This is a genomic window from Bacillus cereus group sp. BceL062 (assembly GCF_051780025.1).
Taxonomy (GTDB): domain Bacteria; phylum Bacillota; class Bacilli; order Bacillales; family Bacillaceae_G; genus Bacillus_A; species Bacillus_A toyonensis.
This window is the reverse complement of the sequence record NZ_JBPWGY010000026.1, coordinates 1-15,633: the sequence shown is the minus strand read 5'-3', so window position 1 is coordinate 15,633 and position 15,633 is coordinate 1. Positions and strand designations below refer to the sequence as shown.

The window sequence follows — 15,633 nt, the reverse complement described above, 5'->3', positions numbered from 1 at the left end:
GCCTTTTCACATTGCTGTGATAGGTTTCCAAATGCTCCTCTCCGAACCGGACTTACATCTCTCAATGTATCCGGCTCTCCATCTGTCTCCTGCTTATACTTCTCCTTTGTGCCTTTTAACGTGGCACTCCTTACATAACGCTATGGTCTTACGATTCCTTGAAACCATGCGTTGCTCTAGGAAGGATTTACTCGGCTTATTTTTAATGTCTTTCAACCTTTTTACGTGATGCATATGAATTATGGTGTTGGTTTTCCCACACAATTCACATCGTTCTGCTTTGATTCGATCAGAAAGTCTCGTTTCACTTAACACATATTTTGTATCTGGAATTAGGTCTAGATTCGCTTCTTTTGACCTTTTCTCTCTTGGAAAACTACGTTCAATGAAATATGTTTGTTTTTCTCCTCGAGATGTTTTATATGTGACAGTAAATCGCTTATTTTTCTCATATCGTTTTCGAATCTCTTTTGTTTTAACTCTATACTTAGATGCAAATGTTTTCAGCATAGAGTAATACATAAAGTAAGCAAATCGATGCATATGATTACTCACGTTTTCTGCTAGCCGATAATAGTTGTATAACCCTCTTATTTCACTGTTATATTGAGCGACAATCTCTAAATCTTCACTATGAAGGAAGTACCCTCTATCTTTTGGCATCCATGTGCCATCGGCACTCATTTTGATAGCTTGGTATTTCTTCAACTTGTTAACCCAAGCTTCGTGAGGCATTTTCAACTGAACTTTTCCATTAAGGTATCTACATACTCTGCCAATCGCATCTTTTCGAGGTCCACTTCCTCTAAAAACACGAATGTTATAACCGAGAAATCCTGCATATTTTTTGGAAGCATGGGTTATAAGCGTTTTCTCTTGTGACAATTCCAATTGAAGTGTCTCCATTAGATACTCAGTCAGTGTTTCCTTAATATTTTTAGCGTCATACTTTGAACCAATAACACCAATTAGAAAATCATCAGCGTATCTGACATAAGTAAGACGTTTATAATTTGAGTCCATCGGATTGCTATATGGAATTGAGCTTAATTCCTTCTTTAATGCTTTAGCTTGTTCTAAATGTTGCTCCGCTTCTCCCATTTGTTCATTTTCTAATGCAATTTTATACTTCCGAATCGCTTTTCTCATTTGAGTATATTTTCTTTCGTAATCTGGATTTATTTTACGTTTCTTTCCTTGATTGAATTTTTGTATAAAATCCATCATGTATTGGTCCAGTTCGTTTAAATAGATATTCGAAAGAAGTGGACTGATAATACCACCTTGCGGTGCACCGCTAAAGGTATTATGAAATTTCCACTCTTCCATGTATCCAGCACGAAGAAATTTCCATATCAGTTCAATAAATGCCTCATCTTCAATACGTTTTCTTAGGATGCCAATTAGAGTATGATGATTTATGTTATCGAAAAAACCTTTAATATCCCCTTCAATAAACCATTTGCTACCAGTAAACGTTCTTTGGATTTCTTGAAGTGCCGTGTGACAGCTTTTACCTTTTTGATAAGCATGTGATGATATGGAGAACGTTGGTTCATATATAGCTTCCAATACCATTCTCACAACTTCTTGCACCAATTTATCCGCAAAACTAGGTATACCCAATGGTCTTTTCTTTCCGTTTTTCTTAGGGATATATACTCTTTTTGATGGAAACGGTTGATATGTCCGTTGCTTAAGAGTTTCTATAAGTTCTTCAATAATTTCTATTGAAAATCCATCGATAGAACGTTTATCTACACCCATTGTGAGTGCACCATCATTTTTACTAAGATTGTCATACGCCATGAAATAGAACTCTGGATTATACAAATTTCGATAGAGTCGTCGGAATTTATAGTCTTCCTTCTGACTCTGTTTTTGCAGGTTGCTTAATACTACTTTTGGACTTTGCATGATGCCTTTCGCACCTCCCCAATTTCATTTTTAAGCGGACAGACTGCCTTCCTTCGCCATGCACTAGGCTTTCCCTAGCTCGGACTACTATGAAGGCTCCGTTACCGTATTAGATATTCATGAGCCACACTTCTTGGTAGAGCCTTGAAGTCATCCTCAATAGCCTTCTGGCATTCCAACTTAGGTAATCCCCGTTTAGGAGACAAGAGACTTGCACATATGGTTTCGGATACGACTTTCACACGTTTCCACGTATAGTGGAGGATAGTAAATGTCCCTATACATAGCGACGACACCCTTATCGCTATGTCATCTACCACATTCCGTATATAACCATCTTCCGAAATGAGTTACGGTAGCCTTCCTTGTGCTATCGTTCAAGCAGTATAGCTTTCATCCTTATCCATACTTCACATCTTGCCGTTCAGTCGTGATTCGATGATTAATCAACTTACGGCTTTCTTGACATGCTGTTGTCCCCCTTCAGTTTCCCTCCAAGGTTAGTCAAGTGATGCTAGGTCACTTAGGGAAGACCTAATGATTTGCAATCACCATGTTCTCTTATTCCCTTTACGGGCGCACAATATCGCCATAGCACGCTTGATATGGTACGGCTTCTGGTCTAAGGCAATGATACATTCCGGTATGTTTTACTTTTTGATACTGTTGTTGTGAAAATTTAATTGCTAATTCTTTCGTATACTTGCCACCATTTGCGCCAACAAAATCAAAAAATCCTGTCCCGAAATTGTAGGCTTGAAGGGCTGTTTTGATATGATCCATGTCCCCTGGACTCGTTACTCCAGCTCTTTCTATCGCATGTTTAAACTCCTGTACACCTGCCCAAATACTGTAATCTGGATCTGTAATACAGTTTGGTGATTTACAATACTTCGTATTAAATGCGCCTTCGGAACTCTGCATTGGATCGCTGCCACGCCCTCCGCTTTCTTGCATCATTTGAGCAAGCATTAAAGCGACAAACGGTTCCACCCCAAAGGCTTTCGCATGCTTCCGAATCGTAGGTTCCCATTTTAGAACTTCAGGCGAAACATTCATGACTTGCCCTTCACCTGTATACGTAATATCACCTGCGTCTGTTCCGCTATCGCTCCCCATCGCTGCAATAAAAATGCTTAAGATTCCAAGTAAAAGAAAAGAAAAAAGACCCATCACAAGTAGTGCTAAAGTGATGAGCCATTTCTTTGGTATAACCTTTAAAACTAGATGCATAGTATTAAGCACCTCCCCCGAATAACATCAATTCTTCATCTGTTACTTCTACATGGAAGTGAATGTTTTTTACAGCCCCAATACTTAAAATGACATCCCCTGTTGGTAAATGTGGAATCGCTGCAATTTCACTTTCACTTAACTGTCCTGCAAATACTTTTCGTAACATATCTAAACTGTTATTATCTTGCTGCATAATAAATTTGTACTGTGTAAGTTCAAAAAGCTTTTTAATTTCATCAATCATTTCTTGTGAAGATCCTTCTGGTACAAAATCTCGAATCGTATGACTTGCATATAAAAGACCTGCAAAATATTTTCGATCTTCTCGGCTAAGTTTCGTTAAAAATTGTAGCGCATGAGCGCTTTCTTTTTTCGTGTTTATGATATGATGCGCCTCGTCAATAATAATGAAATAACGAGTTACATCTTCAAAAGCAAGTTGCTTTTTGTTAAAGGCTTTTAATTGAGGCGCACCATTTGAAATCATTTCATTCCAAAGGAGATTTAACACATTAAAGATCTGTGCCTGGAATACCTCTGGTTTAAAACTGGATATATTCCGTAAAGAAAAAGATACAACCTGTTCTTTCTTGAAATCTTCAATGGTAGTAGGCCCATCAAATAATTCTGCATATGCTTCTACTAAATTCGTAAGATTTAATTCAATTAATTCTAAACGATGAATTCTACTGTCTCCTAAATTATCATGATGCTTTTTAGCTTTTACATCTTGATATAATTCTTTGCGAACAAACCTTAAAAAGTCAGAGAAAATCGGATATTCATTTGATTTTCTTGTTGTAATTTCATTTTTCGCTCCTTTTTCATCATTCCATAACTCCATACGAATATATAATTTACGAAGTAAATTTTCATATTCTTTAATTTCATCATCTTTTGCTTCCGGCGCAATGAACCGATAAATAATTGTCAGTTTAGATAAATGCTGGGTAAAACTAACTTCCTCACTTTCTGCTGTCTTATATACTTGAAGTGGGTTAATCTGACCTTGTGATCCATCTAACGCAATTGTCTTTCCACCTAGCTCTTCTACCGTATCTGTAAACTCTTCTACAACATCAAATACCCGAACAAAGTGACCCTTACTTGCATAATCCACCGTTTTCTTTTTTAACAATGTTGATTTTCCCGCACCAGACTTTCCAATCATTACACCGTTATAACTCTTTCTTTGATTGTCTTTATGGAAGATATCAAAAATAACATTGCCTTTTGTTTTCGTTGTTCCATAATACGTACCGTATGGATCGTGTAAATAAGAATAATGAAACGGACACCCACCAGCCAAACTGACTGCCGGAATTTCTTTCCCTTTTCTTCGGTTCACATAATTTTTTTGTGTATCAAAGCTCGTTACGAGTGCATCCCATTCATACTCTTGTTCATTTAAAAAGACAGCTCCTCGAAAGTTATAAGATTCTAATGTTTCCAGGATCTCTTTTACTTGTTTTTCTAGCTCATCTATTGTTCTAGCGGAAACATAAATACGAATGTGAATACGTTTCATGACCTCACCTTGTTTCAAATCCGTATAGAGAGCTTCCAGCTCTAAAAATTCATTTTTCGCATCAATTCGATCTATATTATCCTTTGCTGTATCATGTCGCACACTTTGTTCACTCATGGATTTATTAATTGATTCAACAACTTTTTTTCGGTCATCACTCATGACATCTAATGTTGTGATCACATTTGGCATATTCATAATTTGCTCTAACCAAAAATCATTTACCTCAGTTGGAAAGTCAAAAACATGAACACAAGTACCTAATCCATCACCTGTTTGAAAATAACTTTCTTTAAAACTAATTCCCCCTTGTGGCTGAACTCTAGTCACTAAATAAGGGTTATAACCTTTCTTCTTTTTTAGTTCCTCTTGTTTTTCCTTTTTGGATTTTTTACTTTTGAACGCAAACATATTATTTCCCCCTTACTACCATATATTTTTCGTTCCTAATTTTGCATTTTGATTAAACAATTTAAACATAAGCTCTAACTTTTTCTCTTCATCAACCTCTAATAGTTCAGTAGAACGTTTGATATATCGCTTTGCTGCATCCACACGTTCTTTTACGATTAATTCCGTTTCTCCGTAAATAAATAAGAAGGCTTCCCGATTTGTTCTGCCCCATTCTAAAAACTGCAGTTCTTTTAACTTCTGATTTAAAATCCGTTCATACAAAGGGCTGGTACATTCTTTAATTTTCTTCTCTATATAACGTTGTTGTTCAGTTGTTTGACATGGAAAGTTTAAAAAAACGAGTTTAATGGACTGTTTGTAGGCTTGATAAAAATAAGCATGTGAGAAAATAACAAATGCTTGCTCGTCGCTATTTTTAGAGAACATATCGTCACCTTCCACTTGAAGAATTTCTAAAAACTCCTCATTTTTCAGTTCAAATATGCCATCCTCTGTCATATCTACAATTTGCATAATTTCTGCAATACTTTTCTTTACCTTTGGTGGTGCTTCTTTCTTTTTTCTAGATAAAAAACCTAAAAGTTTTGGATTTTTCTTTTTCGAAACGTCTTTCTTTGGCTTTTCTTTTTTCTGTTTTTTTACTTTTGGTTCTACCTTTGGTTTTTCTTCTTTCTTTTTGTTGGGTACCACTTTCACAATTTCTTTTGGTTCAGAAATTGATTCTTTTACATTTTTTTCGTTAAATCGAAATGCATTTTTCTTCGGTCTTTCTAGTTGTTTTGGCTCTTCTTTCTCTACATCTTTTTCGCTGAATAACGCCATATCTGATCCCTCCCTTATTGATCGTTATCAATGGCGCAATATGCACCTTTTCTTCTTAGCAATGTAATAATCAATACTTCATACATTCGTTTTTGAGGATTCGTACTTGGTCTCCAAATCATGATAATTGCAATAACTGCCATGAAAATAACAAATGGTAATTGAAAGGAATCATGTACAAAATTCCTAAGAATCATCGTTACAACTAATAAGCCAATTAATAAAAAGAAATCTATTAAATAAAGCACTTTATTAATCCGTAATTCTGTACTGATTTCCTTCGGAATCCGATAGCTTCTCATCGGGATTCCCTCCTTTTCGACAATAAAAAATAAGCGTAATCGTACGCTTATTTTTTATCTGTATTATTTTTATTTTTGTTTACAATATCTCTCCAACTTTTACCCGTGTTTTGCCCCATCTGATAAAAACGCTTTGTATTCTGTACCGTTTCAGAATTATGAATGCGTTCTTGTACTCCTCTTACCTTTTGTTTCACGGATGATGTTGTATTTTTAACTTTATCAGTTGTATATTGTCCTAATGTCCGTGTTTCCTGACTTCTACTTGCTGCCACTTCTTTATCGCTTTCATAAGGAATAATTGGGCTACTATGTGTCACCGTTACGCTGTCAGCTGATACCGGGCTTCCTCCACTTGGTACTGATCTTGGTGTTTCCATTGGTGCCGGGCTACTTCCGCTTGGTGCTGGTCTTGATGTTTCCATTGGTACCGGGCTTCCTCCACTTGGTACTGATCTTGGTGTTTCCATTGGTGCCGGGCTTCCTCCACTTGGTACTGGTCTTGATGTTTCTACTGGTGCCGGGCTTCCTCCACTTGGTACTGATCTTGGTGTTTCCATTGGTGCCGGGCTTCCTCCACTTGGTACTGATCTTGATGTTTCCATTGGTGCCGGGCTTCCTCCACTTGGTACTGGTCTTGATGTTTCCATTGGTGCCGGGCTTCCTCCACTTGGTACTGGTCTTGATGTTTCCATTGGTGCCGGGCTACTTCCGCTTGATACTGTTCCTGGTGTTTGACTTCCTTCACTTGCTCCTTGTCTTACGCCTCCTGGTGTTTGACTTCCTTCACTTGCTCCTTGTCTTACGCTTCCTGGTGTTTGACTTCCTTCACTTGCTCCTTGTCTTACGCTTCCTGGTGTTTGACTTCCTTCACTTGCTCCTTGTCTTACGCCTCCTGGTGTTTGACTTCCTTCACTTGCTCCTTGCCTTACGCTTCCTGGTGTTTGACTTCCTTCACTTGCTCCTTGTCTTACGCCTCCTGATGTTTGACCTCCTTCACTTGCTCCTTGTCTTACGCCTCCTGGTGTTTGACTTCCTTCACTTGCTCCATTTGATTTTCCAGCTTCTTTCATTTCATCTTGAAGACTTGTTGTTCCCGATTCTTGCCCATTCGCTATCCCTGGGTTTTCGTTTCCCCCTTTTTTCATGTCTTCTTGAATAGATGGCGTACCACCATTCTTTTTATCTTTTTCCTTATTTGCTACATCATTTCCATTTGCTTTCTTCTCACCAGCTTTTTTCATTTGATCTTGCAATGAATCTTTATTTTCAGATTCATTTCCATTTTTCAAGCCACTTATGATACCAGCCATTCCACCTGTTGCCATCGCTGCCGCACTTGCGGTTTTAGCCGCTGCAACACCAGTTCCTTGCGCTGCACCTTTCGCTCCTTTTCCAATCATATTTCCTAGACCCTTCATTGGTTTTGAACTTGCAAGACCAGCGATTCCTTTACCAAGTGCGTAACCACCTACTAACATGCCCCAACTACTCTTTAATCCAATATCTATACCGAATAACCTTTCTACGACTGCCGGACCATCTAGTACTGCCATACTAAATGCGGCTAATGTAATCAGATACGGCACACCATTTAATTTGTCATGGAGAAACGCTGTTCCCATTATATATAGCTTCAAAGATAGGAATATCATAATCGTTGCTATAAATATATTGAGGATATTAGATAATACAGCCTTTAACTTTTGACCATTCGCAACATCGGCTGGTGCTAATATGTTCGCTAACAAGTAGTTAAATGCCAATTCATAAAATAATCTAGCTAACTTAATACTTACCAATAACAACGTTAATCCTGTTATCAGTAAAGTAAAGAATATATTCCAGAAATTCCAATGCCAGCGATAATACTTTTCTGGGAAGAAATCAAACCATCCATCTTTTAATTCAGCTAAAGATGCAACTCCCATCCCATCCATTACTCTTTTATTTTTCAAAATTTCCTGTCCATCATCTGATAACTTTTTATCCTTTGCAAATTCAAAATCTTTATCTATTTTTTCAGTAATATCTATCTGCCTGATGTTTTTTTCTGGAATATGATTCTTCGGATTCATGTCTTCTTTCTTTTTCCATTTATTCTCATCTATTACTGCTATATCTGTTATGTTCTTCTTAATAATTTCATCACTTAAGGAACCTTTTTGTTCTGATTTTACAACTGCTATGGCATCATCGGTGAACTTATCAACCTTTGTCATACCAGTACTTAATAAACAAAGTACACTCAGTGTTACAAAAATATTGATGATAATTTGAGAACGGTTCATTTGTTTGTTCATAATGAACATGTAGCCAATATATAAAAACGATATGGCTAAAAGAACGACAAACAATGGATATAACATATCAACAAAATTTTGTATTTCTGGTGAATTAAAGAATCCTTTAATCCTCAGTATGGCATCTGTCACACCCTCTAAAGCATCTACAACTAAAGATAAGCCTACAATTAGGAACCATCCTAACCAACGCAATACATAATTCACGATGTCTCCTACTTGAAGATAATCCGAGAATGCTTCTATAGTTTTTAAAATCTCTTCATCTTTCACCATTTACCCTCCTCTCATGCTTATTACTGCCCTAATACTTCTTTTGCTGTCCAATTCACTCTCTCATTTAGTCTGTCGATACGAATAATCAATTTCCCTTTTTGTTCCTGATCTACTGAAAGGAAAAGAACCGCATCTTCTAGACCAAGAATGACCTCATTTTCTTCTGTTACCAATGGCAAGTAACTATCTAAAATCAATTGCATTTTATCCGTGATTGTCGGTACACACATTCCCTCTTCCTCCTTTATATTTGGATTCAAAAAAGCACTCAATCATTTGAGTGCTTTCTAACTTGTTACTTGTTCTTTTTCTTCTAAGTCACGCAAGATTCGATTAATCTTGTTTTCGACTGCTTGATAAACACTTTTGTCGATGTGGTCATTGTGAGTTAACATTTGAAATTCACTGTAAAACTCGCCCATTTCTTGATTTTCAACCTCATCTATTGATTTACCTAATTGCGCTAAAAAGAACTTATCAACTAATTTCAAAACCGCTAAATCAGATTCGAAAAATTCATTAACCGTTTTTTCTTTCCAATTTTCAATAGAGAGGGAATTAAACGGGCTATCTTCCTGCTGAAACGCCTCTTCCGGAATCTCTTCATCAATTCCCATCATTGTTGGTTCTTCTACTGGATGCGGTGTCTCTATTTGAGAAGAAGCTTCTTGTACTTGTTCTGGTTCTGATGTTTTTTTCTCAATTTGTTCTGCTTTTCTCTGTCCTAGAAAATCTACAATAAGTAATTTTGGATTTACATCATCATGTAGAGAATCAATGTCTATATCTAAAATAGATTTATCTGTATCGAACTCTACTCCTAAGTACTCCCATCTGTATTTTAGGGCTGTTTCCCCCGTATTATAAATCGGACGAGGTCTGATCCGTTTTCTGTTATTATCCTGACGTTTTATGACACGAATAACGGCACTTTCTCCTTCTTTAAAATTCATAAGTTCATTTGATGTTAACAATGGTCGTTGGTCTAGACCTTCCGTTTTATTTTTATCAGTAGAAAGACCTTTTCCACTTCGGGAAGGTAGGTTAATTGTCTGATTCCCTAGTTTTTTGGACACTTTTTCAGCGGTTTCTTGATCGTTCGTTAGAATGTAGATGGTATTCCCACAGTTTCCATCAATCGTATCTGCATCCTCACCATACTTATTTTTCAATTGTGCATATGCCTGGATTATAAGGTTAAAGCGAACATTTCTACCAAGACAAACCGTAATAATATTTGCCATTCCTTCAATACTCGGCATATTTCCAAACTCATCTAAGATAAAAACCACCTCACGGTGACATTTCCCACCACGGGCAAGGGATGCACCCTTAGCCAATATGAAATAAAGTTGTCTTACGAAAATAGAAGCAATCACATGATTCGAAGAATCAAAGTCTGGCGTAATCATAAAAATAGCAACTGGTTTATTAAAATAATTCACTTTTGTTATTTTCATATCTTCATTGTCTTCTATTACTTTAAATTCTGTATGGCCCGTTTTTTCATCTATTTTTGTAATGGAAATAGATGTTTTCGTTTGAGGATTTTCCTTTTCATTACATTGAATGGTATCTCCAACTTGTATTCCTTGTTTGAAATCTAATGTAAAACGTCCTGTAATATCTGCCTTAATAGACTCCTTTGAGCCATCCGGAAATATAATTTCTACTCGTTTTCGAGGTGTTACTTTTCCTTTTATCGTTTTTCCAAACCCTACACGTTTTAAATTCACACTATTTTTCGCCGTCATTTTAGCGATTTCATCAAATGTAAAAATAGAGAGTCCATTCATTGTTTGGGTGAAAATGCCCCCTCTTGCTTGCCCTTTTGAGAAATTTGAAGTTGCATATTGCATTTTCGCAACACTGTCTGATGGTAAACTCTCAAAATATAAATCTAAAGCATTTTTAGGCGGTTCATTTGGATCTATTATTATTTCTTTCGAGCCAAGTTCTGATAACATGTTAGCTACTGCATACATCGTTATTTTTTCTTCTGTTCCTTCTGCAATACATTTATCTGTTATAGCTAAGACCATGGCATTACATAAGCTCATTGCACAATCTTGCCAAAAAGGATCTTTAACATTCGGGTTGTAATATAAAGTGTGTGAGAGTGTCTTACATAGTGCCTGTGCCGTTGAATAATCCCCATCTTTATAAGCATCTTTGACAAGCTGCAATAAGTTATAACTCATGGAATCCAGTGGCTTTAACAAGTTCAAAACTTCAATATGATACCCTCGCTCTTCCAGCGTTTCTTTCGATGCACTGAAGATCTCACCTTTTGGATCATTAAAAATTAGGGATGGTTTATGTTCCGCCCTAGAATAGACATCAATTGTAGGAAATACAAAGGTTTCCCCTTTACCAGAGCGTGTTGTACCAATGATTAAATTGTTTACCGGACTATCATCAATAAATACCTTTTCACCTAATCGTGAAATAACAACACCACCGCCACCTTTAAATGATTCCTCTCGATCCGGTACAGCTCGATACTGCTTTTTCAGCTCTTCAACTGTTGTAAAACGACTAGATCCTTTCTGATGATTATTTAAGTTTTTAAAGGAAGATTTCAATTTGTACACTGTTCTCGCTATAGTTCCAATCACTACAAGGAAAACAAGCAAATAGTAAATTGGATGCTCTGCAATTGGCATCTGAAAAAGAAATCCTACCTCCATATGAAATGGTTTTGGGTGTAATAAATCACTAAATGTTGTTTCTATCAGTTCTAAAGATAGGTTGAGTAAAAAATTAGCGATCAAAAACATTCCAACAAACAAAAAAGCACTCAATGGAATGAGTACTTCTTTTTCAGCTAATTTATATTTGATTGATATCTTTTCACTATACATATCAAAGTATCACCTCTGTTCAATCTAGCTTCAAATTAAAAAGGTACTCTTTTTATGAGTACCTTTTTGGCAATATCAGTTGTTTTTTTCTTTATTTACTCGCTACCATCTTTTCATTTTGTTTCAAAACTGGCTTTTCTTGATTCGTTGGTTTCTCTGGATTTGTTGGCTTTTCCGGTTCTGTTGGCTTCTCTGGATTTGTTGGTTTTTCCGGTTCTGTCGGTTTCTCTGGTTCTGTTGGTTTCTCTGGTTCTGTTGGTTTTTCCGGTTCTGTTGGCTTCTCTGGTTCTGTTGGTTTACCTGGATCTGTTGGTTTTTCTGGATCTGTTGGTTTCTCCGGATCTGTTGGTTTCTCCGGATCTGTTGGTTTCTCTGGTTCTGTTGGTTTTTCTGGTTCTGTTGGTTTTTCTGGATCTGTTGGTTTCTCCGGATCTGTTGGTTTCTCTGGTTCTGTTGGTTTCTCTGGTTCTGTTGGTTTCTCTGGTTCTGTTGGCTTCTCTGGTTCTGTTGGTTTCTCTGGTTCTGTTGGTTTTTCTGGTTCTGTTGGTTTTTCTGGTTCTGTTGGCTTCTCTGGTTCTGTTGGTTTACCTGGATCTGTTGGTTTTTCCGGTTCTGTCGGTTTCTCTGGATCTGTTGGTTTTTCCGGATCTGTCGGTGGCTTTGGTTTTTCTGGCCCTGTATTTTCCGTATTACCATTCTCACCCTCCGTTATAATTGGTGGGTTCACAATTGCATCTGGTTTCTTCTCTGATGGAAGAATATCTCCTATACTCGCTACTGAAGAATCAATATTTTGATCGCCAAATGCAAAATGATCTCCATTCACGCTGACTTGTGGCTTATTATCGGTAATAGCTGCAATCACATTATCTTTTGTTGTATCTTGAAGTGTTTTATCTGTTGTTTCCTTATCAAAGAGTGCTAGAACACGAGAAGTGGTTTCATCCCCATTTTGAAGATTACTTACAATAGATTTTTCTTTAAAATTAATCTTTGATTTATCCAGCTCTTCTAGTACATAAGCAACTTCATTATCTTTACTTTGAATTGCATTCTCTGTAATTGCTTCAAAATCATGTTTGTTCAGATCTCCTTTCTTTTCATCCGGTTTATTCTTATCTACCTTTTTTGTAATAGCTGTTTTACTTTTTGATGATTCCTTACTCCCAAACCAACTGCAACCAGTCGTACTTAATATCAATGAACCACCAAGAAAAACAATTCCCATTTTTTTGTACAGATTCTCATAATTTAAAGGCATGTTATTCTTTCTCCCTTAGATGTTCTGTATATCTTTATCAATTTTTTCAATCTTAGCTTTCTTTTCTTCTTCACTTATCGTAGATTGTTGAATATTCCGTTTCTCTAATTCTTTGACCTCTTTCATTACGTTTTTATTTCCTTGCGTTTTGGCAAAAGAATAACAATCTTCATATTTTTTTAGATTTACAAAAGCTTCAACAATGAGTTTTTCACGTCTACCGTCCATATTGACTTTCCCTTTAAGCTTAATTACCTTCTCATATTTCTTATTAAGTGCTGCTTTTTCAAAGTCGATTACATCATTTTTGACATCAATTTCATTGATTTTATTCATGTTGTCTATCCCAATAAAATAAGCAATCACACTTTCTGCAAATTTCGGCTCATATTGTAATGCCTTATTTGCCTTTCCATTTAATAAATAAGTAAATAAAACTGCCTTCTGACTATCTTTATCTAATTCTGTGTAATTGACCTTATCGAAGTATTTAACGGCTTCTCCATACTGTTGAATGGCTGCCTGTTGTAATCCTTTTACTACATATTGTTCAGAACCAGCATTTGCACTCGAAACTGGATCGGAAGAGAATAGCTTAAAGGCAAATATGGCACCCGCTCCAATTAACACCATGCTCCCTATAACACTCGCAATAATCTTAAATCCTTTTCTATTTTCCTTTCCAGGCTTTACTTGTGGCTCTATTTCATTCGATGGACCAGAAGATGGTTCTTCCTTCCTTACTGGTAATTCTTCTTGATATTCATATTCTTCATGAAAAGGAGAATCATTGATTTCCCTTTCTAGCGTTTCTAACAGCTCCTTTTTTTGTTCCTCTTGTTCTGGATCTAATTGCATCACATTCATTTTTTTAGAAATGTGATCAAAAATATGATCTGCATATCTCGAACCAAGTGATAACGTACCGTTATAAATTTCATTGGAATAATCATCTAACAAATCGAAATCAATATGTTCTTGTCGCCCTGCCTCTCTATAAACTCGTTCTAATCGCTTCGTTAAGATATAAGCTTCATGAAACGAATATTGCTTACCCGACTCAATTTCTGTTCCATTGCTACTCTTAAAAATGACAAACATGGCTTCTCCTTTCTTCCATTTGATTTATATTTACTTTTATTTCGATTGATCTCAAAATGCATAGTACAAAAAAGAACCTAATACAAGGAAGACAGCAAATAAAAACGCTAATGGTAAAAGGTCTCTTAACAACCTGCCTAAAAAATCAAAAGCTCGCTCAGTTGACACCATACACATGAAAATAAAATAACAAACAGTAAATACTAACATAGCTATCAGTGCCACGATCAAGTAGAATCCTACTGGATTACTATAAAATTCTTTAAAGGACTGTACGATAAACCCCATAATCCAGCCTCCTTTTTGTATCAAATTCGAATTGTATTAAATTCACTCAAATATACAACGTTCCAAATCAAACTTTATTTAAAATCTTTATATGATGAATAAAATATACCTTTCTTCGCAAGCGAAAAGTTTATAGCTATTGGTGGATTGAGTTTTTCAGTCCATTTGTATCCTTGACTAATGTAAAACACTAATTCATCTTTATTTAAATATTTTCGTTTTCCTTCGATCGCATAAAGTTTACCTTCTGGATATCCAAATTTTCGATATTCCCATAAGATAGTAAGATCATGAAAATTGAATGTATTAAATTGAATTGCGATAACGCTTGTTTCTAAACTCCCCTCTTCATATTTTTGGAGACGAAAAGGGAATCCATTCTGACCGAATGTTGGGCTAACTACAATTTTATCGCCATTCATTTTCTCCATCCAATTCAAATATAAATCTTTAGGCACTTCAAACTCTTCACATGTTTTTTTGATAAATGTAAAATAGTGATCCTTATCAAATTTAATAATTAAAGACATCAAAACCCCTCTCTTTTTCTATAAAATTCAAATTCTAATAAAAAAAGGCAACAAAAAAAGCCATACCCTTTGCATAGCCTCCTCATTGCCTTAATTATATTTTTCACTATTTCATCCAGAAAAACGGGAATAAGATTTGACCAAATTTTACATTACTATTTACGCTCTCTGCTAAGTATTGGCATCCCATTACAATAACGAGCCCGGCTGCCCCACCAAGAAACCACCAAATACATTTATGTCTTCCTCGTTCACCGCCCCAAATTAATAGATAAGCGCCCCAGCAAAATACAATCGCTGTACTAACCATCGCCCCTCTTTGCATCCATGTAATAAATGAATTCCCCGTATTAATTAGACCATCCATCGCATCACCTAACACTAACATTTGAGCTATTGTTTCCAACATATACATTCACTCCCTTTTCATTTTTAGATGCTTATACGTTACTAAGCTGACTTGACTCATTCGCCTTGCTGTCTTCTTTCACTTCTTTTACTTCTGTTGATGTTGCCTTATAAGCTTGTAAAGCTTTCATTACTAAATCTTGATTTTCTTCAATGTATTTCTGATGATGTAAATGAAGCCAATGGTTATAATCCTGACCATTGGCTCTTAATAGGTTTGCTACCATATCTTTTTCTTTTTTTAATTCCCTCTGTGTAATCGCCACTATATCACCACCTCGTATATTATGTTTAATTACTTTTTGTCGGACATATTTAATCTATATTTTCTTGGACGTCCGAGGATATTCCTAGATAATGAAAGTAAGGATCATTTGGGACAA

General features: G+C 36.1%; 13 protein-coding genes and 1 pseudogene. All 14 read right to left on the bottom strand.

Annotated elements, in window-relative coordinates:
- Window positions 1-93: 93 nt before the first annotated feature.
- Window positions 94-1,917, bottom strand: a complete 1,824-nt coding sequence (locus ACS2MN_RS30335) for a reverse transcriptase domain-containing protein (RefSeq protein ID WP_346995159.1) — start codon at window positions 1,915-1,917, stop codon at window positions 94-96.
- Window positions 1,918-2,496: 579 nt separating this feature from the next.
- A pseudogene (locus tag ACS2MN_RS30330) lies at window positions 2,497-3,150 on the bottom strand (lysozyme family protein); the annotation flags it as partial.
- A 4-nt stretch (window positions 3,151-3,154) separates the two neighbouring features.
- Window positions 3,155-5,092 (bottom strand): VirB4 family type IV secretion system protein, encoded by a 1,938-nt coding sequence (locus ACS2MN_RS30325; protein WP_438894939.1) that lies wholly within the window; start codon window positions 5,090-5,092, stop codon window positions 3,155-3,157.
- A gap of 15 nt (window positions 5,093-5,107) precedes the next feature.
- Window positions 5,108-5,917 carry a hypothetical protein gene (locus ACS2MN_RS30320; RefSeq protein WP_001173333.1) on the bottom strand — a complete coding sequence of 270 codons (810 nt, stop codon included), beginning with the start codon at window positions 5,915-5,917 and terminating at the stop codon, window positions 5,108-5,110.
- Window positions 5,918-5,931: 14 nt separating this feature from the next.
- Entirely contained in the window at window positions 5,932-6,219 is a 288-nt protein-coding gene (locus tag ACS2MN_RS30315; RefSeq protein ID WP_001258275.1) for a DUF5592 family protein, read from the bottom strand.
- Between the two features lie 47 nt (window positions 6,220-6,266).
- Complete coding sequence (locus ACS2MN_RS30310; protein WP_438894943.1) at window positions 6,267-8,795, bottom strand: pLS20_p028 family conjugation system transmembrane protein; 2,529 nt, start codon at window positions 8,793-8,795, stop codon at window positions 6,267-6,269.
- A 23-nt stretch (window positions 8,796-8,818) separates the two neighbouring features.
- On the bottom strand, window positions 8,819-9,028 hold the full coding sequence (locus ACS2MN_RS30305; RefSeq protein ID WP_346994968.1) for a hypothetical protein: 210 nt from the start codon (window positions 9,026-9,028) through the stop codon (window positions 8,819-8,821).
- Between the two features lie 57 nt (window positions 9,029-9,085).
- Window positions 9,086-11,662, bottom strand: coding sequence for a VirD4-like conjugal transfer protein, CD1115 family (locus ACS2MN_RS30300; protein WP_438894938.1), 2,577 nt, complete (start codon window positions 11,660-11,662; stop codon window positions 9,086-9,088).
- Between the two features lie 91 nt (window positions 11,663-11,753).
- Complete coding sequence (locus tag ACS2MN_RS30295) at window positions 11,754-12,923, bottom strand: hypothetical protein (protein WP_438894937.1); 1,170 nt, start codon at window positions 12,921-12,923, stop codon at window positions 11,754-11,756.
- Window positions 12,924-12,938: 15 nt separating this feature from the next.
- Entirely contained in the window at window positions 12,939-14,024 is a 1,086-nt protein-coding gene (locus ACS2MN_RS30290; RefSeq protein WP_346994965.1) for a hypothetical protein, read from the bottom strand.
- A gap of 51 nt (window positions 14,025-14,075) precedes the next feature.
- The gene (locus ACS2MN_RS30285; protein WP_098147524.1) at window positions 14,076-14,312 is read right to left on the bottom strand and encodes a hypothetical protein; all 237 of its coding nucleotides are present in this window, start codon (window positions 14,310-14,312) and stop codon (window positions 14,076-14,078) included.
- A 74-nt stretch (window positions 14,313-14,386) separates the two neighbouring features.
- On the bottom strand, window positions 14,387-14,842 hold the full coding sequence (locus ACS2MN_RS30280) for a hypothetical protein (protein ID WP_346994964.1): 456 nt from the start codon (window positions 14,840-14,842) through the stop codon (window positions 14,387-14,389).
- A 106-nt stretch (window positions 14,843-14,948) separates the two neighbouring features.
- Window positions 14,949-15,257 (bottom strand): hypothetical protein, encoded by a 309-nt coding sequence (locus tag ACS2MN_RS30275; protein ID WP_098684907.1) that lies wholly within the window; start codon window positions 15,255-15,257, stop codon window positions 14,949-14,951.
- Window positions 15,258-15,282: 25 nt separating this feature from the next.
- Complete coding sequence (locus ACS2MN_RS30270; protein WP_346994963.1) at window positions 15,283-15,516, bottom strand: hypothetical protein; 234 nt, start codon at window positions 15,514-15,516, stop codon at window positions 15,283-15,285.
- Between the last annotated feature and the right edge of the window lie 117 nt (window positions 15,517-15,633).